Consider the following 20,625-nt stretch of genomic DNA (forward strand, 5'->3'; position numbering starts at 1 on the left):
CCCTTCGTCCCGTCCGGTGATGACAATCTAGGAGCCCATGCGGACAGTTACGGTCCGCAATGGGTACGTTCAGCGCATCCGCGAGGAGGGAATAGGCCAAGGATGCGAGATGTCCGGGAGTGGACCGCGCCACTGGTGCGGTTCGTGGGGCGGTACCGGGACCCGGTGATCGTCCAGACGCTGCGGTCGGCGACCGCGGCGACGGTCGCGTACGTCGTCGCGCTCCGCCTGAGCCCCGAGCCCGCGCCGCTGACCGCTCCCCTGACCGCGCTCCTCGTCGTCCAGGTCACCCTCTACGCCACCCTCACCAACGGCATCCGCCGCGTGAACGCCGTGGTCGCGGGCGTGCTCGTCGCCATCGCGTTCAGTCTGCTGGTCGGGCTCACCTGGTGGAGCCTGGCGCTGCTGATCGTGGCCTCGCTGGTCGTCGGGCGGCTGGTGAAGGTCGACGAGTACGTGCCCGAGGTGGCGATCAGCGCGATGCTGGTCCTCGGGGTCACCACGGTCGGGAACACCGCCTGGGCACGGGTGGTGGAGACGCTCATCGGCGCGGTCGTGGGGTTCGGCTGCAATCTGCTGCTGGCTCCCCCGGTGTGGGTGGACGAGGCCGGCGAATCGATCGAGGGCCTGGCGCGTCGGCTACGGCGGCTGATGCGGCGCATGGGCGAGGAGGCGGCGGGCCGTACTCCCGTGGACCACGCCACCGCGCGGCTGCACGAGGCCCGCCGCCTCGACCACGACATCGTCGAAGTGGACGCGGCCCTGCGGCAGGCCGAGGACAGCCTGCGGCTCAATCCGCGCGTTCGGGAGGGGCTGCTGCACCGGGTCGTGCTGCGGACCGGTCTTGACACCCTGGAGATCTGCACGGTCGTGCTGCGGGTCCTTGCGCGCACCTTCACCGACCTGGCGAAACAGCGCGACCCCGAGCCGCTGTTCGCGCCCCCGACGGGCGCGGCCGTAGAACAGTTGCTGTCCGAGATCGGTGACGCCGTGGTCAGTTTCGCGGTGTTGGTGACCACCGATGTGAGCGTGAGCGCCGAGTCGGCGGAGTCTCGGCTCGCCGCCGAGCTGCACACTGCCGCCGCGACCCGCGACAAACTGGCGCAGTTGCTCCTGGAGGAGGTCCAGCGCGACGCGGCCCAGTGGCAGTTGCTGGGTGCCATGCTGACCGAGGTCAACCGCATGCTGGACGAGCTGGACACCGAGCACCGCTCGCGCCGGCTGCTGGAGGAACTCGACCAGTGCGCCAGTGAGCAGCGCGAACGCCTGCCGTGGCTGATCTGGCTCCGGGAGCGGGTGGGTGTGCCGGAGCGGCTGCGCAGGAACCGGGGCACGGGCGCCGATCGTTCTAGGTGACGGAGTCACCTGGGGGCGGACCGCCTCCGGCAGCGCGGCGATGGGGGCGGACGCATGACCGACAGCACGGTACGGATCGACGGGAACACCTTGCGGCTGCCCGGTGGCGTGGCGGTGCGGTTCATCCGCACGCTGCGCCTGCCCGAGACGGGCACCCATCCGCTGCCGCCGGGGCTCGGCGAGTTCCCGGTCCGCCGGGTCGCGGACTTTCCGGACACGGCACCTGAGGAGTGGCGGGCGCGGGGCGGGGTGATGCTGCCGGTGTATCTGCGTGAGGCGATGTGGCTGAGCTTCGCGGGCACGGCCGAGCCCGCCGCCCTCCAGGTCGGCGTGGGCAAGGTGTGCGCGGTCTCCGGGAAGCCGTGGACCGACCGGCTGTCCCGCGATCCGCAGAACTATGTCGTGCTTCCGCGTCAGCCCTGGCTCGACGGCATCAACTCCGGCAAGGGGACGGTCCGCCAGTTCGTGGCGGTCCCCCTTGGCCTGGGCGCGACCGTCGAGGGGCAGGTGACGGGCGAGGAGGTATGGGGCGGCGTCCAGCTGCAGTCCTTCCCGCTCACCGAAGGGGAGTTGACCAAGTGGCGCGAGGACGCGCGGCGCCGCTCGGAAAGGGCCCGCGCGATCACCATGCCGTCCGGGGGCTACGGCATGCCTCCCATGCCGATGGCCGCACAGGCCGCCCCCACGCGCAGCGCTCCGGCGGCCTCGCCCCGGATGGGTCTCGGGGTGGGCGGTTCGATGCGCCAGGAGGTCTACGAGGACGACCGACTGCTGAAGGCCTGGGCCGGGGAGCCGGCCGGGCGGGTCTTCGTGCACCTCGTGACACCCCCGGAGTGGCGCCGCATCACCGGCGAGGAGCCGCCGCCGTCACCGGTGGACCGGGCCGCGTACACCCGGGCAGGACTTCCCTGGTTCGACTACTACGACCAGGACGCCGAGGATCTCGCCCCCACCGACACCCTGGAGGCCGTGAAGCCGGTGGGCGACTGGCTCGGCGACGACCACGAACCCTGGCAGCAGCCCGAGCCCGGCCAGGTACAGCCGCTCAAGGACGCCCAGGGCAAGCCGGTGGAGGACGGCGACTGGTGAGCCACCAACCCATTGCACCCTGCGCAACACACGTTGCCGGTCTTGCGCTCGACGGGCCGCCCACGCCAAGGTTGCTGTGACGACCGAGGCAAGCGACGACCTGAGGGTGTGGGCATGAGCAGTGGTGCGGACGCGTCACAGGGCGGCTGGAGTCGGCGCCGTTTCCTCGGCGCCCTGGGCGGAACCGCGGCCGTGGTCGCGGTCCCCGCACCGGCCTCGTCCCCGGCCGACCCCGAATCCACTCCCGTGGCGACCCCGACACCGACCCCCGGCGCCCACCGCACCGGCAAGGCCGCCGGCCCCCGCCCTCTCTACCTCGGCACGTACACCTCGGTCGACGGCGGCGGCACGGGCGTCGGCCTGGCCACCTACGACCCGTCGACCGGCCAGGTCACGAGCTCGGGGGCGCTCACCGGGGTCACCGACCCGTCGTACCTCGCCGTGCACCCCGACGGCCGCACGCTCTACGCGGTCGACGAGCAGACGGCCGGCGCGGTGACCGCCGTACGTCTGGCGGACCGCAAGATCCTCGGCGCGCGGAGCACCGGCGGCGCGGGCCCCTGCCATCTGTCGGTGCATCCGACCGGCCGCTGGCTGCTGAGCGCCAACTACACGTCCGGCAGCGTTGCCGTGCACCCGATCGACACCTCGGGCGCGCTCGGCGAACGCACCGCTCTGGTCAAGCACTCCAGCCCGCAGCCGGGCCCGGGCCAGGACGGCCCGCACGCCCACCAGTTCGTGACCAGTCCCGACGGCGGTCATGTCCTCGCCGTCGACCTGGGCACCGACACGGTCTACACCTACCGCCTGGACACCACGAAGGGCACGCTCACCGAGGTCTCCCAGGCGCACACCCGCGCGGGTGCGGGCCCGCGCCACCTCACGTTCCACCCCGGCGGCCGGTACGCCTACCTGGCCAACGAGGTCGACGACACCGTCGCGGTCTGCGCCTACGACCAGGCCACGGGCGCCCTGTCGATCGGCGACCCGCAGTCCAGCGGGAGCACGGGCAGCGCCACCAACTACCCGGCGCAGATCCTGGTGACGTCGGACGGCGCGTACGCCTATCTCGCCAACCGGGGCGACAACACCCTGGCGCGGTACGCCGTCGAGGCGGACGGCGCCCGGCTCAGACTGCTCGACACCGTGCCGGTGAGCGGTGACTTCCCCCGGCAGATCGCCTTCTCGCCGGACGGGACACTGCTGTTCGCGGCGAACCAGAGGTCGAGCACGGTGAGTGTGTTCCACGTGGACGGCACGACCGGTCAACTGAGGCTCGCGGGCGCGCCGTTCGCGTCACCGGTCGCTGTCTGTGCGCTGCCGCTGTAGGGGACGCGGGCAGGACGCGGCGCTGGCCTGGGTGAGCAGCACATGCATCCGTTCGGTGAGGTGGGCAACGGAGTCGGCGGGCGCGTGAAACGGCAGTCGTACGTCGCCGTGGGCGCGGGCGCGCTCGATGCGCAGGGTCAGTCCGTGCCGGTCGACGGCGAGGGGCTGGACGCGGACCGCGCCGTGCAGGCTGTCGGGCTCGACGAGTCGGGTGAGCCGCTCGACCGCGTCGGAGTGGCAGTCGGCGAGGTGGGTCAGCAGCTGGGCCTCGGCGAGGGCCAGCGGGTCGGGTTCGGCGGCGGCGAAGTCGTCGAGGTCGATGACCACCGCGCCGGTCGCCGGACGCAGCACCACGCGCGTGGGCCGGAACGCCAGTCGGCCGTCCTCGGGGACGAACCAGCCGGCGAGCCACACGCGGGCCCGGATACGGTTGCGCACGGGGACGGGCGCGACGTCCGCGAACTCAAGGACCGCGGACGGCTCGCCGCGCGGCGCGCAGATCGCGGCGGCCAACAGGGCGCTGTCCTCGGGCACTTGAAGGAGTACCCGGCCGTCGTCGTCGACGCTGTGCGCGCCGACGAACTCCTCGCGACCGCCCTCCGCGGTCACCGCGCAGGACCATGCGGCGGCGAGCACCGAGCGGGCCCGCTCGGCCGCGGCAGGCACGGCCGTCCACGTCTGGCTGTCACCCATCCCTGAACCTCCTTAGGTAAGCCTTGCCTAACTTACCGAAGATCGGGGCGCGCGCCAACCACGCCACGCAATTTCCACAACGGCCCTTCAGGGCGAGAGGACGCCCAACAGGGCCCGCGCACACAGATCGCGCACCTGCTCGCGGCTCAACTCCGGTCCGCGCAGCCACTCCAGACAGACAGCGGTCGTGAACGCCAGCCAGCCGCGCACCGCGAGTTTCGTGTCGGGCCGCTCCTCCACGGCCGGCCCGAACTCGGGATCGGCGGCCAGCGCGGCCAGGATCTGCCGCTCCTGCGCCGCCAACGCCCGCTGATACACCCGCCGTACGGTCTGGTCCCCGGCCGCGTCGGCGCGATGGAAGGCGCGGTAGCCGTGCGCGTGGGCGTGCACGTACTCCAGGTAGGTGTCGAGGGCGGCGGCGAGCTGTTCGCGGGCCGGCACGCCCGGTACGGCGGCCGTCATCCGCAGCATCCGCTCGCTCTCCCGCTCGACGACCGCCGCGAAGAAGTCCCGTTTGGTCGGGAAGTAGTGGTAGAGCAGCCCCCGGGAGACCCCGGCGATCTCGGCGACCTGCTCGATCCACACCTCGTCGTAGGGGCTCTCCGAGAACAACCGCGCGCCCACCGTGAGGAGTTGCTCCCGACGCTCACCGGTGCTGAGCCGGCGGCGTGTGCGCTCTCCCTGATTGGCGGCCATTCCCGCACTTTACTTGACGTCGGTTCAACAGCGGGATCACACTGGAACACGCTATTGAACCCACGTACAACAGGCTGAACCCGCGGGTGGATCAAGGGAGATCGCGTCATGGCGGAGACGACGACGGTGACGCCGGCCGCGCTGCCGAGGGGATTCCGGGGCGCCGAGCAGGGCTGGCCCCACCTCGACCGCATCCCGCGTCCCCCGCGCCGGGTCCCGTTCCTCGGTGACGTCATCGGCGCCGACCGCCGCACACCCCTCCAGGACTCGCTCCGTTTCGCCCGTCAACTGGGCCCGATCTTCCGGCGGAAGGCCTTCGGCAAGGAGTTCGTGTTCGTGTGGGGCGCCGACCTGGTGGCCGACATGGCGGACGAGACGCGGTTCGCCAAGCATGTCGGTCTGGGGGTCGCGAACCTGCGGCCGGTCGCCGGGGACGGGCTGTTCACGGCGTACAACCACGAGCCCAACTGGCAGCTGGCGCACGACGTCCTGGCCCCCGGCTTCAGCCGCGAGGCGATGGCGGGCTACCACCCGATGATGCTGGCCGTGGCCGAACGCCTGACGGACCTCTGGGACCGCGAACTGGCCGCCGGACGGTCGGTGGACGTGCCCGGCGACATGACCAAGCTGACCCTGGAGACGATCGCGCGCACCGGCTTCGGCCATGACTTCGGCTCCTTCGAGCGCGACCGCCCGCACCCCTTCGTCACCTCGATGGTGGGCACCCTCAGCTACGCACAGCGCCTCAACTCCGTGCCCGCACCGCTGGCCCCGCTCCTGCTGCGCACCGCGACCCGGCGCAACGAGGCCGACATCGCCTATCTCAACCGCACGGTCGACGACATGGTGCGCACCCGCCGTACGACGAGCGGTGGTGACGGCGACCTGCTCGACCGGATGCTGGAGACGACCCACCCCGAGACCGGCGAGCAGCTCTCCGCCGAGAACGTCCGCCGCCAGGTGATCACCTTCCTGGTCGCCGGCCACGAGACGACCTCGGGTTCGCTGTCCTTCGCGCTGCACTACCTCGCCCGCCACCCCGAGGTCGCGGCCCGCGCCCGCGCCGAGATCGACCAGGTCTGGGGCGACGCGGAGGTACCGGGCTACGAGCAGATCGCCAAGCTGCGCTATGTGCGCCGGGTGCTCGACGAGTCGCTGCGGCTGTGGCCGACGGCCCCCGCCTACGCCCGCGAGGCCACCCGCGACACCGAGCTCGCCGGGGTCCACCCGGTGCGGCGGGGTGCCTGGGCGCTGATCCTGACGCCGATGCTGCACCGCGACCCCGAGGTGTGGGGCGCGGACGCCGAGGAGTTCGACCCGGACCGCTTCGACGCCAAGGCCGTCCGCTCGCGCGCCCCGCACACCTTCAAGCCCTTCGGGACGGGAGCGCGGGCGTGCATCGGCCGCCAATTCGCCCTGCACGAGGCGACGTTGGTCCTGGGCCTGCTGCTGCGCCGCTACGACCTGCGCCCCGACCCCGCCTACCGGTTGCGCGTGACCGAACGCCTGACGCTGATGCCGGAGGGCCTACGGCTCCACCTGGACCGACGCACCGTGTCCCGGCCGGCGACCACGCCGGTCGCGGTCCCGGACGAGGGCCCCTCAGAGGCCCGCTGCCCAGTGCACCGGGCGGACGACTGACCCCGGCAGCCTGGTGCCCGCGCCGCCCCGGGCCGCGTTGACCTGGGGCTGGGTGAGGAAGAACGCGCCGGTCAGATCGGCGTCCGTGAGATCGGCGTCCCGCAGGTCGGCCCCGATCAGATCCGCGCCGCGCAGGTCGGCCCCGGTGAGATCGGCCGCGATGAGGTAGGCGCCGCGCAGATCGGCCCGGCTGAGATCGGCGCCCTTGAGCCGGGCCCCCATGAGATCCGCACCGCGCCGGTCCTTCTTCTTCCCCTTCGCCCCGGCCCGCATCAGCTCACTGGTCCGCAGCAACAGCACATTGACCTCCTGCCGATGGACGCCCACATCGAGCGCACCGAGCTCTTCGACCGTGCCGCGCGTGAGCGCGTCGGTCGCGCGCAGCGCCTCGCGCAACTCGGCATGGACGGGCTGCGCGGCCGGCAGGGTGAGCGCCTCGGTCAGGTACCACAGCAGTTCATGCAGCTGCCGTACGACGGGAAACACGTCGAACATCCGACGGGACTCCGCCCGGGGAACCGTGCGCCAGTCCTGCCCGCCGAAGGTGACCTGCGAGACCTTCTGCCCGGCGCCGAAGCAGTCGTAGACCGTGCAGCCGGTGAAGCCCGTCTGCCGGAGTTTCGCGTGGATGCCGCAGCGGTGATCGCCCCGGAGGTTCGGGCACGGTGTCCCCGCGGCCTTGTCGATCGCGAAGTCCGTCGCGGCGGCGAAGGGCAGCGCGACACAGCACAGCCCGAAGCACCGTTCGCAGTCACCGCGCAGTTCGGTCGGACCCGCTATGTGATCTTCCATGCCGTTCAGCGTAGTGACCCGTTCACATCGAGGCGGGCCAGCCGGTCTGGGTCGGACAGGATGTACATCTCGGTGATCCGGCCGTCGGCGATCGTGACGCCCATGACGGACAGGAGCTGTCCTTCGGGGGCGTTCACGACGCCCACCGAGCCGTTGACCAGGGCGAGTTGGGCGAGACGTGCGAACGGGGCGAACATCAGGGCCTGTTCGGCGATCGCGCGTGCTCCACGCATCGCCTTGGAGGCCGCAGCGCCTCGCACCAGCGCGCCGGAGTCGGCGCGCAGTGCCACGTCCGGGTGCAGGAGCGCGACAAGGGCGTCGAAGTCGCCCTCGCGTGCGGCGGCGAGGAACGCCTCGACGATCTCGCGTTGCCGGCCCAGGTCCGGGTCGGTCGACGGGCTCGCGCCCTGGACCCGGCGGCGGGCCCTGCTGGCCAGTTGGCGGGTCGCGGCGGAGCTCCGTTCCACGATCGGGGCGATGTCGTCGAAGGGCACCGCGAACAGGTCGTGCAGCACGAACGCGAGCCGTTCGGCGGGCTCCAGGGTCTCCAGGACGACGAGGAGGGCAAGGCCCACCGAGTCCGCCTGGAGCACTTCCTCCTCGGGGTCCAGGTCCGTGAGGGGTCTGAGCAGCGGGTCCGGGACGAAGGTCTCGTCGATGGGGTCCTCGCGGCGCGCGGCGCGGGCGCGCAGCAGGTCGAGACAGACCCGGCCGACTACCGTGGTGAGCCAGCCGCCGAGGTTCCTGATCTCGTCCGCGTCGGTGCGGCTCAGCTTCAGCCAGGTCTCCTGGACCGCGTCCTCCGCCTCCGGCAGCGAGCCGAGCATGCGGTAGGCCACCGCGCGCAGACGGCCCCGGTGTTCCTCGAAGCGGTCCGCCAGGAGTTCCGTGTCGTTCATACCGCCCACCCAACACGTCCACCCCCGCCACGGGCATGCCATTTTTCGGCTCCTCATGTCCGTTTGCGGGGCGGGTGGGGCGGGACGACGATGGGAAATCATGGACCCGGTCGGCATCGCGTCCCGCAGACTGCCGCGTGTCGCGGCTCTGGTCCTGGCCGTCCTCGCGACGGCGGTCCTCACCCTCGCGGCCACGGCCCGCTCCACCGTGGTCTCACCCGGTTTCTACCGGTCCGCACTGGACGAGCAGCAGGCCTACGACCGGCTCTACAGCCAGGTGCTGGTCGATCCCCGGACGGCCGCGGTCACCCGGGGGCTGCTCGCCCGGCTGCCCGTGCCGGAGGCCCAGGTCACCTCCAACCTCAAGCTGGTGCTGCCGCCGGAGACGGTCCGCGATCTCACCCAGCAGCAGATCGACGCCGTGGTGGGCTATCTGGGCGGCGAGCGCGACTCGCTGGTCCTCAAGGTCGATCTGCGGCCGGTGCTTGCCAATCTCAACGACCTCGCGCAGATCTACTTCGGCGATCTCGTCGCCTCGGTCCAGAACCGGCCCGAGCCCGACTTCGAACGCTTCTCGGCCGACCTGTCCACCGCCCTGGCAGCCGTGACCGCGGGGCACGTCCCGAGCGGGCTGCCCGCTCTCCCGCTGACCGAGACACAGGCGGAACAGGCGGCCGGGACGCTGGTGAGCGGGCTGCCCGTCGCGGACCGGGACGCCCTGCGTCCGGCGGTAGAAGCCGCGCTGCGGGACGGCGATGTCGCGACCGCGCTCGCCACCGTGGCCCCCGCCGCCGTGTCGGACCGCACCCGTACGGCCGCCGACCGGCTGCGGACGACCGTGAACGGCGGCACCTGGAACCTCACGGACACCCTCGCCGCGTCCGGCAACGACCTGGCCCCGCTGCACCGCGCCCGCACCTACACGGCGGTCGGCCTCGGCCTCACGGAGGCCCTCGCCTCGGCGCTCCTCGTCGCCGCGCTGACGGTGCTGTGGATCGGCGGCTCGGCGTCCCCGGGCCGCCGGCTCCTCCCCGTGGGCTGGTCCCTCGCGGCCGGTGGAGTGCTGGCCGGGCTCGTCGCCGTCCTCTTCCGACTGATCAGCGGCGGACGGGTGATCGATCCGCCGGCTTCCTGGCCACCTAGCCTGGCCCGGCTGGTCGACGACGTACAGCGCACCGCCCTGGACCGGCTCACGGCCACCACCCTGACGACCGCCCTGGTCCCGGTCCTGGCCGGCGCCCTCCTGACCGGCGTGGGCTGGGCCCTCCAGGTCCGGCCGCACATGCCCGCCCTCCCCCGCCTCCGCCGGCTGGCCCTCGCCACGGGCGGCGCCGCCGTCGCCGGCGTCCTGCTGATCCCGTACGCCGTCACGCCCACCGCGTCCCGCACCTGCGAGGGCAGCGCCGACCTGTGCGACCGGTCCTACGACGAGGTCGCCTACCTCACCTCGCACAACGCGATGTCGACCACCGTCGACCGGTTCATCGGCCCGCTCCAAGACCCGGGAATCACCGCCCAGTTGGACGACGGGGTGCGCGCCCTGCAGATCGACACCTACAAGTGGGAGCGCCCGGACGAGATCGCCGCGCGGCTCGCCGAGTCCGACTTCACCCCGGAACAGCGGAAGTTCATCGCCTCGGCCGTCAACAAGGTCAACCCGCCGCGCGAGGGGCTGTGGCTGTGCCACTCGGTGTGCCGGGCCGGCGCCATCGCCCTGGTGCCCGCGCTGCGCGAGATCGGGGACTGGATGCGCGCCCACCCGACCGAGGTGATCACCCTGATCGTGCAGGACGCGATCAGCGGCGAGGACACCCGACAGGCCTTCGCACAGGCCGGGTTGAGCGACCTCGTCCACACCCCTGACCCCGATCCCGCGAAGCCGTGGCCGACACTGGGCGACCTGATCGACAGCGGACGCCGGCTCGTCGTCTTCGCCGAGCAGGCCGACGGTCCGGCGCCCTGGTACCGCAACTTCTACGACTACGGCATGGAAACGCCGTTCGCGTTCCGCACACCGGACGCGATGAGTTGCGTGCCGCATCGCGGTGGCAGCGACAAACGCCTGTTCCTGCTCAACCACTTCATCACCATCGACGGCGGCAGCCGGCTGGACGCGGGTGAGGTCAACGCCCGCCGGTTCGTGCTCGACCGCGTCCACCGCTGCGAGCGGGAACGCGGTCGGCGGGTGAACTTCGTCGCCGTGGACTACACGACGATCGGGGACACGGGCGGAGCCGTGGACGAGCTCAACTCCGAGCGTTGAGGAGCCCGTTGCCGAGGAGCGTGCTCAATAGCGTTGCGCCTTGGCCAACTTGGGGGTCAGCACCGGCTCCGGCGGCTTCGTGCTGATGGCGACGGGCTGGGCCTTCGCGCCGGGGGCGAGGTTCTCGGCGCCGACGTAGCGCGTCTCCACCACCTTCCCCGAGGAGTCGAGGAAGTCGACCTGGACGGCGTAGGACGCCTTCTTGTCGGTCTTGTTGGTGATGGTGACGAGGACGGCGAGGAGCCCGCTGGTCTGGGCGCGCGGTTTGCCGGTCATGGCGACGTCCGACATCGCGTTGCCCTGGCCCGTGACGTTCTTGAGTTGGTTCTGGGCGTCCTTGCTCGCGCGGGCGACCTCGGCCGACACGGAGGCCTCGAAGGAGGACGCGGCGGCGGAGGCGGAGGACGCCGCTGCGGAGGCCTGGGCGCGGGCCGACGCGACCGCCGAGGACGCGGCCGACTTCAGGGCCGACGGTGTCGTGCCGGAGAAGGAGGCCTTGTCCGGGGTCGGGGTCCCCGAGCTGCTGCCGGAGCTGTCGTTGTCGTCGCCGCAGGAGACCAGCGCGACCGTGCTCGCCGCGACGACGGCGAGGACCAGGGCGGCCGGGCGGGCCCGGCGGAGTGACTTGGTATTCATCGAAATGAACCTTATGTCGGAAATTCCGAGGTCACATCTCGTCGCCCGGCCCATCTCCCGTCGGCGAACTCAGACCTCGTCTCGCGTGAGGGCCAGCAGCCGGTCCAGGACCCGCGTGCCACCGGCCCGTACGCCGTCGTGCTCGAACTCGTCGGTCACCCAGGTGCGCAGGCCCCGGATGGAGTGGGCGGTCCGGAGCGAGTGGGTCGCGTCGACGTACATGTCGTCGTGGTAGACGGCGGCGGCGACCGGGACCTCGTTGGCCGCGAGGCGTGCCGGGTCGTAGAGCGGCTGCCAGTCGGTGCGGGCGGCGAGGAGTTCGGCGGTGTCGCGCAGCGGGCGCAGCGCGGGGTCGGAGTCGAACATCCAGGGGTGGATCGTCTCGCCGGTGAAGAGGAGGGGGCCGTCGCCCGCGAGGGTCTTGGCGGCGTCGAACTGCGGGAACTCGCCGCGGACGCGCTCCGCCGACCAGGCGGTGGGGCGGGCGTCCTGTGCGTAGCACGCCTCGTGGACGAGGGCGTAGAGGGGGTGTCCTGCGTACGACAGGGAGTTCTGGACCTCCTCCTGGAACGCGTCGGAGAGCTCAAAGCCCTGCGGGGTGCGGACGAAGGCGTTCTCCAGCAGGAAGTGGAGGCGGTGGCTGCCCTCGCTGCCACCGAGCATGATGCCGAGGGACTGGAAGGCCTCGGCGGTGAGCCGGTAGCCGTTGGGCAGGACCGGTTCGTGGCACAGCAGGTGCTCGGCGATGCGGCGGGCGCGCTCCACGTCCTGCGGGTAGCGGTCGTAGTGGGCGGCGACCTTGCGTTCGATGCGCGGGTAGGCGGCCCGGTAGACGTCGTCCGCGTGGGCGTCGAGGGACGGCAGGCCGCCGGTGAGGAGGGCGGTGCGCAGTCCTTCGGGGGCGGTGGACAGGTAGTTCACCGTGCAGAAGCCGCCGAAGCTCTGGCCGAGGACGGTCCAGGGGGCGCCGCCGGTGAGGGCCGGGCGGATGGTCTCGCAGTCCCGGACGATCGAGTCGGCGCGGAAGTGCGTGAGGTGGTCGGCCTGCTCGGCGGGGCCGCCGCGCAGCGGGAGGGTCTGGCGGTTGAGCGGGGTGGAGTGGCCGGTGCCGCGCTGGTCCAGTAGGAGCACGCGGTACTCGTCGAGCGCGCGGTCGAGCCAGGCCTGTCTACCGACGAAACGATTCGCCCCGAATCCGGGTCCGCCCTGCAGGTAGAGCAGCCACGGCAGGTCCTCCCGGCCGGCCTTGTCGCTCGCGACGACCTCACGGGCGTAGAGCTCGATGGTCTCGCCCGTGGGGTCCTCGTGGTCGAGGGGCACGGTGAAACGGCGGTCGGTGAGGACGACGCCGGGCTGGCGGTAGCTGACGGACAACGGGACTCCTGGTACGGACGAATGACGGGCCGCGTCACAGTCCAGCACATATGCGTCCGATATCCGACCCCCTGGATCATGAAATCCTACTGACCGGCCGATCAGCGGGCGGCGAGGCTGGAGCGGCGCACCACCAGTTCCGGCTGGAGCACGCCCCGCCGGTGCTCGTGCGGGCGAGCCGTCGGGTCCGCCTCCGCCTCGGTCTCCTCCAGGAGCAGTTCGGCGGCCAGGGCGCCCATGGTGACGGCGGGCTGCCGGACCGAGGTGAGCGGTACGGCGGCTGCGGCGGCGAACTCGATGTCGTCGTAGCCGACGATCGCGAGGTCGTCCGGGACGCCGACCCCGGCCGCGAACATGGCCTGGAGCACGCCGAGGGCGAGGAGGTCGTTGGCGCAGAAGACGGCGGTGGGCCGGTCGGCGAGACCCAGCAGACGGGCGCCGGCATCGCGCCCGGCGGCCACGTCGAGCCGGTCGGTGGGCAGCTCGCGCAGCGTGCCCGGGTCGAGGCCGGCCTCCACGAGCGCGTTCTTGGCGCCCGTACGGCGGTCGCGCACCTGGTTGAAGCCGGGCGGGCCGCTGACGTACGCGATGGAGCGGTGCCCGGCGTCGATCAGGTGCCGCACGGCCAGCGCGCCGCCGGCGACGTCGTCCACGGAGACCGAGCACTCGGTGGTGCCCTCGGCGACGCGGTCGACGAGCACGAAGGGGATGCCGTGCCGGCGGAACGACTCGATGTTGCGTCCGGTCGCGTCCGCCGGGGTCAACAGCACGCCCCGCACCCGCTGTTCGGCGAAGAGCGACAGGTACTCGGCCTCCTCGCCGGGGCTCTGCGCGCTGTTGCAGACCATCACGCCGAGCCCGGACTCGCGCGCGGCCCGCTCGGCGCCGCGGGCCACGTCCACGAAGAACGGGTTGCCCATGTCGAGGACGAGCAGCCCCATGATCCGGCTGCGGCCCGCGCGCAGCTGGCGGGCCGACTCGCTGCGCACATAGCCGAGGCGGTCGATCGCGGACAGCACCCGGGCCCGCGTCTCCGTGGCGACGGTGTCCGGGCGGTTGATGACGTTCGAGACCGTGCCGACGGAGACTCCGGCGACGCGGGCGACGTCCTTGATACCCACCGGCTGGGCCATCAGGCGGAGACCTCCAGGGTGACGTGGGGCGGCGGGAAGACCTTCACATTACCGTCATGACCTTTCCCGACTCCGGCGGCTGCCCCGGTCACGCGGGCAGGGCGAAGTCGACGACGTGGAGTGCCGAGGGGGTCGTACCGCTCGACTTCTCCTGGTACATGATCGACAGCACGTTGTCCGCCTTCACCCGCAGCTCGTCGATGACGACCTCGCCGAACGCGTTCAGGTCACTCGCGTCGTACAGCAGCGTCCAGTCGGAGTACCCGGAGGCCTTCGAGGCGCCGGCGATACGGCCGTAGGGCAGCACCGCGTAGGCGTTGTCGTACTTGTCCAGGACCAGCTTGGTGCGCTGGCTGGAGTTGAGGGCGATCGGGATCTCGGTCTTCTGCCAGGTCCCGGCGGAGTTCTTGCGGACGTGGAAGGCCCGGCCGTTCGCGGTGCGGTCGGTGACGTAATTCGTGGTGCACTGGCCGAAGCGGCCGGGGACGTAGCTGATGATCGCGTGCGGGAGACCGGTGGAGTCGGTGGACTGGCTCTCCTGGTTCATCAGGGAGTGGTCGGGGTTGAGGGAGTCGACGACCAGTCCGCCGTCCGTGACGGCCACGGTGTCCGAACTACCCGTTGTTCCTACGACGGTTCCGGCGTCGTTGCGCCAACTGCGGCCCCGGTCGGTCGAGTAGACGTAGCCGGTGTCGTGGTTGGTGATGCCGCCGCTGTTGCACATCACGGCGGCGGACTGCTCACGCCAGGTGAAGAAGGAGTGCAGTCGGCCGTTGACGTCGTAGTCGATGCCGTGGAGGTACATGTTGCGGGCGGTGCTGGAACCGTGCGTGCTGGTGTAGGTGCCGGTCGAGGCGCTCCACTCCCCCAGCGCGGTCCAGGCCGAACCGTCGTACTCCGCAAGGGCGTTGCGGCCGTTGCCGGAGATCCCGACCCGATAGCTGAGCTGCAGCTTGCCCTCGGGAGTGGCGATGAACTGGGGGTAGGTGAACTGCGAGGTGAGTGCCACACCGTCCAGCGAGGTCTGTACGGCGCCGAGGACCGCCGAAACCCAGGCGGTGGACGCCGGGTTGTCGAGGAGTCCGGCGACCGACTTGACGTAGAAGAAGCCGTCGCTGTGGGAGTCCATGTTGAGGTGCAGACGGCCGTCGACCTTGGACACGCCCATGGAGATGACGTTGTGGGAGTCGGCGCTCTTGAGCTGATGGGAGAGAGTGATGGTCGACCAGGTCGTGGCGCCGAGGGCGCGACGGGCGACGACGGCGTACTTGGTGGATGTGTACCAGGCCGCGTACTGGTAGCCCTTGTAGGTCAACAGCCCGTTCTTCTGGAACGAGTTGTTGTTGACCAGGCCGTCGTAGGAGACGAAGTAGACGGCCTGGGCGTCGAGTTGGGTGGTGCTCTTCTTGGTGACGGACGGGCCGGGGTCGGCCGCCCGTGCGATGCCCGGCGTTGCCACGGCCGCAAGTATGGCGGTGGTGAGCACGGCGCGTCTTCTCATGTGAGCGGCTCCTGTGGGGGGATCACGCGAGGTGGAAGACCTCGGTGAGGTGCTTCATCGCTTCGTCGGGACGGGCGCCGTCCAAGGACTCGAAGAACGGCGCCATCTCCGCCTGCCAGCGGGAGTTGATGTCGGTGGCTTCCATGCCGGCCTGGGCGGCGGCGAAGTCCTCGGTCTCCAAGTAGCCGACCAGCAGGCCGTCTTCGCGCAGGAAGAGCGAGTAGTTGTGCCAGCCGGTGGCCGAGAGTGCGTCGAGCATCTCGGGCCACACGGCGGCGTGCCGCTCGCGGTACTCGTCGAGGCGGTCCGCCCGGACCTTCAGCAGGAAACACACGCGCTGCATCAACACCCCTATTGGTTGCTAGAAGTTGAACTGGTCGATGTTCTTCGCGTCGAAGACGGTCGGCTTGCCGAGGCTGATCACGCCGTCCTTGCCGATGGTGTACGAGGTCCCGCCGGCCGTGAAGGTCTCGCCCTCCTTGCCTGTGATCTGCCCCGACACCAGCGCCACGGCCGTCTGCGCGGCGAGGGCGCCGAGCTTCGCCGGGTCCCACAGCTCGAAGCCCTCGACGGTGCCGTTCTTGACGTACTTGCGCATGTCGTTCGGGGTGCCGAGGCCGGTCAGCTTGACCTTGCCCTTGTACTTGGAGCCGGACAGGTACTGGGCGGCTGCCTTGATGCCGACGGTGGTCGGGGAGATGATCCCCTTCAGGTTCGGGTGCTCCTGGAGGAGGCCCTGGGTCTGCTGGAAGGACTGCTGGGCGTCGTCGTTGCCGTAGGCGACCTTGACCAGCTTGATGTCCTTGTACTTGGGGTCCTTCAGCTCGTCCTTCATGAAGCCGATCCAGGTGTTCTGGTTCGTCGCGGTCTGCGCGGCCGACAGGATCGCGATCTCGCCCTTGTAGCCGATCTGTTCGGCGAGCAACTGCACTTCGGTACGGCCGAGGTCCTCCGCGCTGGCCTGCGAGACGAACGCGTTGCGGCACTCGGGGTTGGTGTCGGAGTCATAGGTGACGACCTTGATCTTGTTGCTCATGGCCTGCTTGAGCGCGGTGCACAGGGCACCCGGGTCCTGCGCGGAGACGGCGATCGCGTTCACCTGCTGCTGGGTGAGCGTGTTGACGTAACTCACCTGGCCGGCGGTGTCGGTGGCACTGGTCGTGCCCACCTCCTTGTACTTCTCGCCCAGTTCGGTGAGGGCCTTCTCGCCACCCTTGTCGGACGTGGTGAAGTACGGGTTGTTGACCTGCTTGGGGAGGAACCCGACGGTGAGTCCCTTCTTGAGAGCGGCGCTCGGGTCCGCCTTGCCCCCGGTGACGGCGGACCCGGTGTTCTCGTCTTTCACATCCTTCTTGGTGGTACCCCCGCAGGCGGTGGCGGCGAGGGTGAGCGAAGTGACGGCGACGAGAGCCGCACAGGCACGACGGAGCGATGACTTGCGCATGCGAGGGGTTCCTTTGATACGAGGTTGAGTGAAAGCGCCCCTTCAGGGGCGCGGGGAACGGCGCGACCAGCCACAACGGACCCGCAGCCGCCAACCGACCGACTAGGTGGATCGTGCCGCGGCCCGAGAGACAGCGACTTGCCGAGCAACCCGAGGCCCAAGTACGGAGACCACGAGCAGAACACCGGTGACGACGATCTGAGACTGCGCGGAGACATTCAGCAGACTCATCACGTTCTGCAACGCCCCGAGCAGAAAGACACCGGCAACCGCACCTCCCAACGTCCCCTTCCCGCCGTCGAAATCGATCCCGCCGAGCAATACCGCTGCCACGACGGACAGTTCGAGCCCGGTCGCGTTGTCATACCGAGCACTGGCGTAGTGCAGCGCCCAGAAGATGCCGGTGAGGGAGGCCATCACCCCCGTCACCGTGAAGAGAATCAACTTCTGCCGCCGAACCCGAATACCGGCGAAGCGGGCAGCCTCCACATTGGCGCCGATCGCGAACAACGACCGCCCGAACGGCGTGGCGTGCAGCACGACCACGGCGATCGCGAGCAGCACGAGGAAGGGCAGGAAGGCCCGCGGCAGAAACGTGTCGCCGAGCCGTCCGGACGCGAAGTCCAGGTACTGCGTGGGGAAATCGGTCACCGCGTCGGAACCGAGCACGATCTGCGCGATTCCCCGGTACGCGGCCAGCGTGCCGATGGTGACGGCGAGGGACGGCAGTCCGAGCCGGGTGACGAGCAGCCCGTTGACCAGGCCGCAGACCAGGCCCAGCAGCAGGCAGATCGGGATGATCGTCTCGATCGCCATGCCGTCGTTCCACAGCTTGCCCATCACCGCGCCCGACAGACCGGCCGTGGAGGCGACCGACAGATCGATCTCCCCGGCGACGACCAACAGGGTCATCGGGAGCGCGATCAGGGCGATGGGCAGGGTGTTGCCGATCAGGAACGACAGGTTCAGCGCGTTGCCGAAGCCGTCGACGGAGGTGAAGGAGAACAGCAACAGGACGACGAGGAGGGCGCCGACGACCGTGTCCCAGCGGATCGCGCGCGTCAACGACTCAGGCATGGCGGGCGTTCCTCTTCTTCAGTGCGGTGGCCACGCGCAGGGCGACGATCCGGTCGACGGCGATGGCGAGGATGAGCAGGATGCCGTTGATGGCGAGCACCCAGACGGAGCTGACGCCGAGGGCGGGCAGCACACTGTTGATGGAGGTCAGCAGCAGGGCGCCGAGGGCCGCGCCGTAGACGCTGCCGGAGCCGCCGGTGAAGACCACCCCACCGACAACTACCGCGCTGACGACGGTGAGTTCGTAGCCGGTGCCGGTGCCGGAGTCGACGTTGCCGAAGCGGGCCAGGTACATCGCGCCGGCGAGTCCGGCGAGCCCGCCGCAGAAGGTGTACGCGGCGAGGATCCGCTTGCGGACGGGGATGCCGGCGAGCCGCGCGGCCTCGGGGTTGGAGCCGAGGGCGTACAACTCCCGTCCGCTGCCGAAGTGTTTGAGGTAGTAGGCGGTGACGATCAGTACGGCGAGCGCGATCAGCGCCAGCCAGGGCACCGCCGACAGGCCGCCGGAGCCGAAGTCCACGAATCCGCCCGGGAGATCGGCGGCGGTGATCTGCCGTGAGCCGACCCAGATGGAGTCGACGCCCCGGATGATGTAGAGCGTGCCGAGCGTGACGACCAGGGCGGGCACCTGGCCCAGACTCACCAACAGCCCGTTGACCAGGCCGAGTCCGATGCCGAGCAGTACCGCCAGCAGGATCGCGATGACAGCGTTGCCACCGCCCTGGAGGTAGTCGCCGGTGGCGAAGGCGGTGATGCCGAGGGTCGAACCGACCGACAGGTCTACGTTGCGGGTGATGACCACCAGCGACTGGCCGGTGGCGACCAGCACCAGGATGGTCGCGTTGAGCAGCAGGTCCTTGATGCCCTGCTCGGACAGGAACTGGCTGTTGCCCGCCTGGGTGATGCCGATCATCACCAGGAAGACGACCAGGATGGCGAGTTCGCGCATCTTGAAGACGCGGTCGACGAGCCGCGTGCTGCTCGACTCGGGCACTTCGGCGGCGGGCGCGGGGTTGGGCGCGGTGACCGTCATACGGCGGCCCTCCCCGAAGCTGCGCTCGACGGGGTTGCCGTCATGAAGGACCTGTTCATACGGCGGTCCTCCCGGTGGCTGCGGCCATCACGGATTCCTCGGTGGCTTCGGAACGGGGGATCTCTGCGGTGAGCCGGCCCTCGTGCATCACCAGCACGCGGTCGGCCATGCCGAGGATCTCGGGCAGATCGGAGGAGATCATCAGGACGGCGACGCCGTCGGCGGCCAGCTCGCTGAGCAGCCGGTGCACTTCGGCCTTGGTGCCGACATCGATGCCACGGGTCGGCTCGTCGACGATCAGCACCTTGGGCCCGGTGGCGAGCCACTTGGCGAGGACGACCTTCTGCTGGTTGCCGCCGGAGAGGGTGTTGACGGTGTCGGCGATCCGCGCGTACTTGACATGCAGCTTCACCGCCCAGTCGAGGGAACGGCTGCGCTCGGCGCCGCGGTCGACGAGGCCCGCCTTCACGGTCGTACGCAGGCCGGTCAGCCCGATGTTGCGCTCGATCGACATGTCCATCACCAGGCCCTGGGCGCGCCGGTCCTCGGGGACCAGGGCGAGGCCCGCGGCCATCGCGGTGGAGGGGGCGCCGTTCGTCAGCGCCTTCCCGTCGACCTCGACTCCGCCGGCGTCCCACCGGTCGATGCCGAAGACGGCTCGCGCCACCTCGGTACGGCCGGCGCCGACGAGACCGGCGAGACCGACGATCTCTCCGCGCCGTACGTCGAAGGAGACGTCGATGAAGACGCCCTCGCGGGTCAACCGCTTGACGCTCAGGGCGACTTCACCGGGTTCGACGTCCTGCTTGGGATAGAGCTCGTCGAGATCGCGGCCCACCATGCGTCGTACGAGATCGTCCTCGGTCATTCCCTCGACCGGCTCGCTGGAGATCCAGGCGCCGTCGCGGAGGGTGGTGACACGTTGGCAGATCTGGAAGATCTCCTCCAGACGGTGCGAGATGAACAGGACGGCCGCGCCCTGTTCGCGCAGGGTGCGGACGACGCCGAAGAGGCGGGCCACCTCGCTGCCGGTGAGTGCGGCCGTCGGCTCGTCCATGATCAGGACGCGGGCGTCGAAGGAGAGCGCCTTGGCGATCTCCACGATCTGCTGGTCCGCGATGGACAGGCCGCGCGCCGGACGCTCGGGGTCCAGTTCGACGCCGAGCCGCTTCATCAGGTCGGCGGTCGCCGCGTGTGTGGCCTTGTGGTCGATCCGGCCGAGGGCACGGCGCGGCTGGCGGCCCATGAAGATGTTCTCGGCGATCGACAGGTCGGGGAAGAGGGTCGGTTCCTGGTAGATCACGGCGATTCCCGCGTCGCGGGCGTCGCCGGGGCCGTGGAAGAGGACGGGTTCGCCGTCGAGCAGCACCTGGCCGGCGTCGGGCCGGTGCACACCGGCGAGGGTCTTGATGAGAGTGGACTTGCCCGCGCCGTTCTCACCGGCGAGTGCGTGCACCTCACCAGGGAACAGTTCGAGGGACACGTCCCGCAGGGCGCGTACCGCGCCGAAGGACTTGGAGATGCCCTTGAGCGCGAGCACCGGGGCCGGACCCGCGTCTGACGGGTGGGTCATGAGGGGCTCCTCGACGACGTCGGCGGGGAGCCGTCACGACGTCGTGAAAGGTTTCAACTTGGTTGCCGGGACGTTAGGCTCGCCAGCCTTGTCACG

The 20,625-nt window shown here is 70.5% G+C and carries 18 protein-coding genes; 5 read left to right on the forward strand and 13 right to left on the reverse strand.

Annotated elements, in window-relative coordinates; all coding sequences use genetic code 11:
• Nucleotides 1-102: 102 nt before the first annotated feature.
• The 3 genes from OC490_RS06755 (at nucleotide 103) to OC490_RS06765 (ending at nucleotide 3,774) form a co-directional block, all read left to right on the forward strand.
• On the forward strand, nucleotides 103-1,356 hold the full coding sequence (locus OC490_RS06755; RefSeq protein WP_262056895.1) for an FUSC family protein: 1,254 nt from the start codon (nucleotides 103-105) through the stop codon (nucleotides 1,354-1,356).
• 54 nt (nucleotides 1,357-1,410) lie between these two features.
• Nucleotides 1,411-2,445: a hypothetical protein gene (locus OC490_RS06760; protein ID WP_262056896.1), complete on the forward strand. Its 1,035-nt coding sequence runs from the start codon at nucleotides 1,411-1,413 to the stop codon at nucleotides 2,443-2,445.
• A 114-nt stretch (nucleotides 2,446-2,559) separates the two neighbouring features.
• Nucleotides 2,560-3,774 (forward strand): lactonase family protein, encoded by a 1,215-nt coding sequence (locus tag OC490_RS06765; RefSeq protein WP_262056897.1) that lies wholly within the window; start codon nucleotides 2,560-2,562, stop codon nucleotides 3,772-3,774.
• On the opposite strand, the gene OC490_RS06770 is transcribed toward OC490_RS06765, so the two are convergent.
• Together OC490_RS06770 and OC490_RS06775 are read right to left on the reverse strand one after the other, a co-directional pair.
• Nucleotides 3,742-4,467, reverse strand: coding sequence for a DUF2470 domain-containing protein (locus OC490_RS06770; protein WP_262056898.1), 726 nt, complete (start codon nucleotides 4,465-4,467; stop codon nucleotides 3,742-3,744). The two genes, OC490_RS06765 and OC490_RS06770, sit on opposite strands and share 33 nt — an antisense overlap.
• An 87-nt stretch (nucleotides 4,468-4,554) precedes the next feature.
• Nucleotides 4,555-5,163, reverse strand: coding sequence for a TetR/AcrR family transcriptional regulator (locus tag OC490_RS06775; protein WP_019068479.1), 609 nt, complete (start codon nucleotides 5,161-5,163; stop codon nucleotides 4,555-4,557).
• A gap of 108 nt (nucleotides 5,164-5,271) precedes the next feature.
• Between OC490_RS06775 and OC490_RS06780 the strand changes: the two genes are divergently transcribed.
• Nucleotides 5,272-6,804, forward strand: a complete 1,533-nt coding sequence (locus OC490_RS06780) for a cytochrome P450 (RefSeq protein ID WP_262056899.1) — start codon at nucleotides 5,272-5,274, stop codon at nucleotides 6,802-6,804.
• Here OC490_RS06780 and OC490_RS06785 read toward each other — a convergent pair.
• Nucleotides 6,766-7,596, reverse strand: coding sequence for a pentapeptide repeat-containing protein (locus OC490_RS06785; RefSeq protein ID WP_262056900.1), 831 nt, complete (start codon nucleotides 7,594-7,596; stop codon nucleotides 6,766-6,768). The genes OC490_RS06780 and OC490_RS06785 overlap by 39 nt on opposite strands.
• A gap of 5 nt (nucleotides 7,597-7,601) precedes the next feature.
• Nucleotides 7,602-8,495 (reverse strand): RNA polymerase sigma factor SigJ, encoded by an 894-nt coding sequence (sigJ, locus tag OC490_RS06790; RefSeq protein WP_262056901.1) that lies wholly within the window; start codon nucleotides 8,493-8,495, stop codon nucleotides 7,602-7,604.
• A 100-nt stretch (nucleotides 8,496-8,595) separates the two neighbouring features.
• On the opposite strand from sigJ, the gene OC490_RS06795 reads away from it, so the two are divergent.
• Nucleotides 8,596-10,758, forward strand: coding sequence for a PI-PLC domain-containing protein (locus OC490_RS06795; RefSeq protein ID WP_262056902.1), 2,163 nt, complete (start codon nucleotides 8,596-8,598; stop codon nucleotides 10,756-10,758).
• A 24-nt stretch (nucleotides 10,759-10,782) separates the two neighbouring features.
• Here OC490_RS06795 and OC490_RS06800 read toward each other — a convergent pair whose 3' ends face one another.
• The 9 genes from OC490_RS06800 to OC490_RS06840 form a co-directional block, all read right to left on the reverse strand.
• A complete protein-coding gene (locus tag OC490_RS06800) occupies nucleotides 10,783-11,394 on the reverse strand; it encodes an FxLYD domain-containing protein (RefSeq protein ID WP_262056903.1) in 612 nt (203 codons plus the stop codon).
• A gap of 69 nt (nucleotides 11,395-11,463) precedes the next feature.
• Entirely contained in the window at nucleotides 11,464-12,768 is a 1,305-nt protein-coding gene (locus tag OC490_RS06805) for an alpha/beta hydrolase (RefSeq protein ID WP_262056904.1), read from the reverse strand.
• 101 nt (nucleotides 12,769-12,869) lie between these two features.
• Nucleotides 12,870-13,901, reverse strand: coding sequence for a LacI family DNA-binding transcriptional regulator (locus tag OC490_RS06810; RefSeq protein WP_262056905.1), 1,032 nt, complete (start codon nucleotides 13,899-13,901; stop codon nucleotides 12,870-12,872).
• 88 nt (nucleotides 13,902-13,989) lie between these two features.
• Nucleotides 13,990-15,402: a BNR repeat-containing protein gene (locus tag OC490_RS06815; protein WP_262056906.1), complete on the reverse strand. Its 1,413-nt coding sequence runs from the start codon at nucleotides 15,400-15,402 to the stop codon at nucleotides 13,990-13,992.
• Nucleotides 15,403-15,424: 22 nt separating this feature from the next.
• Nucleotides 15,425-15,745 carry an L-rhamnose mutarotase gene (locus tag OC490_RS06820; RefSeq protein ID WP_262056907.1) on the reverse strand — a complete coding sequence of 107 codons (321 nt, stop codon included), beginning with the start codon at nucleotides 15,743-15,745 and terminating at the stop codon, nucleotides 15,425-15,427.
• Between the two features lie 18 nt (nucleotides 15,746-15,763).
• Nucleotides 15,764-16,846 (reverse strand): rhamnose ABC transporter substrate-binding protein, encoded by a 1,083-nt coding sequence (rhaS, locus tag OC490_RS06825; RefSeq protein WP_262056908.1) that lies wholly within the window; start codon nucleotides 16,844-16,846, stop codon nucleotides 15,764-15,766.
• 102 nt (nucleotides 16,847-16,948) lie between these two features.
• A complete protein-coding gene (locus OC490_RS06830; RefSeq protein ID WP_262056909.1) occupies nucleotides 16,949-17,923 on the reverse strand; it encodes an ABC transporter permease in 975 nt (324 codons plus the stop codon).
• On the reverse strand, nucleotides 17,916-18,956 hold the full coding sequence (locus tag OC490_RS06835) for an ABC transporter permease (protein WP_262056910.1): 1,041 nt from the start codon (nucleotides 18,954-18,956) through the stop codon (nucleotides 17,916-17,918). Before OC490_RS06835 ends, OC490_RS06830 begins: the two co-directional genes overlap by 8 nt.
• Nucleotides 18,957-19,011: 55 nt before the next feature.
• Nucleotides 19,012-20,529 (reverse strand): sugar ABC transporter ATP-binding protein, encoded by a 1,518-nt coding sequence (locus OC490_RS06840; protein WP_262056911.1) that lies wholly within the window; start codon nucleotides 20,527-20,529, stop codon nucleotides 19,012-19,014.
• Nucleotides 20,530-20,625 lie beyond the last annotated feature (96 nt).

It is taken from the genome of Streptomyces sp. STR69 (genome assembly GCF_024519455.1).
In the GTDB taxonomy this organism is placed as follows: Bacteria; Actinomycetota; Actinomycetes; order Streptomycetales; family Streptomycetaceae; genus Streptomyces.

Coding starts and splice junctions, on each gene's coding strand:
- OC490_RS06830 (WP_262056909.1), bottom strand. CDS start 17,923: ATGCCTGAGTCGTTGACGCGCGCGATCCGCTGGGACACGGTCGTCGGC.
- OC490_RS06835 (WP_262056910.1), bottom strand. CDS start 18,956: ATGACGGTCACCGCGCCCAACCCCGCGCCCGCCGCCGAAGTGCCCGAG.
- OC490_RS06780 (WP_262056899.1), top strand. CDS start 5,272: ATGGCGGAGACGACGACGGTGACGCCGGCCGCGCTGCCGAGGGGATTC.
- OC490_RS06840 (WP_262056911.1), bottom strand. CDS start 20,529: ATGACCCACCCGTCAGACGCGGGTCCGGCCCCGGTGCTCGCGCTCAAG.
- OC490_RS06810 (WP_262056905.1), bottom strand. CDS start 13,901: ATGGCCCAGCCGGTGGGTATCAAGGACGTCGCCCGCGTCGCCGGAGTC.
- OC490_RS06775 (WP_019068479.1), bottom strand. CDS start 5,163: ATGGCCGCCAATCAGGGAGAGCGCACACGCCGCCGGCTCAGCACCGGT.
- OC490_RS06795 (WP_262056902.1), top strand. CDS start 8,596: ATGGACCCGGTCGGCATCGCGTCCCGCAGACTGCCGCGTGTCGCGGCT.
- sigJ (WP_262056901.1), bottom strand. CDS start 8,495: ATGAACGACACGGAACTCCTGGCGGACCGCTTCGAGGAACACCGGGGC.
- OC490_RS06765 (WP_262056897.1), top strand. CDS start 2,560: ATGAGCAGTGGTGCGGACGCGTCACAGGGCGGCTGGAGTCGGCGCCGT.
- OC490_RS06755 (WP_262056895.1), top strand. CDS start 103: ATGCGAGATGTCCGGGAGTGGACCGCGCCACTGGTGCGGTTCGTGGGG.
- OC490_RS06820 (WP_262056907.1), bottom strand. CDS start 15,745: ATGCAGCGCGTGTGTTTCCTGCTGAAGGTCCGGGCGGACCGCCTCGAC.
- OC490_RS06785 (WP_262056900.1), bottom strand. CDS start 7,596: ATGGAAGATCACATAGCGGGTCCGACCGAACTGCGCGGTGACTGCGAA.
- rhaS (WP_262056908.1), bottom strand. CDS start 16,846: ATGCGCAAGTCATCGCTCCGTCGTGCCTGTGCGGCTCTCGTCGCCGTC.
- OC490_RS06760 (WP_262056896.1), top strand. CDS start 1,411: ATGACCGACAGCACGGTACGGATCGACGGGAACACCTTGCGGCTGCCC.
- OC490_RS06770 (WP_262056898.1), bottom strand. CDS start 4,467: ATGGGTGACAGCCAGACGTGGACGGCCGTGCCTGCCGCGGCCGAGCGG.
- OC490_RS06815 (WP_262056906.1), bottom strand. CDS start 15,402: ATGAGAAGACGCGCCGTGCTCACCACCGCCATACTTGCGGCCGTGGCA.
- OC490_RS06800 (WP_262056903.1), bottom strand. CDS start 11,394: ATGAATACCAAGTCACTCCGCCGGGCCCGCCCGGCCGCCCTGGTCCTC.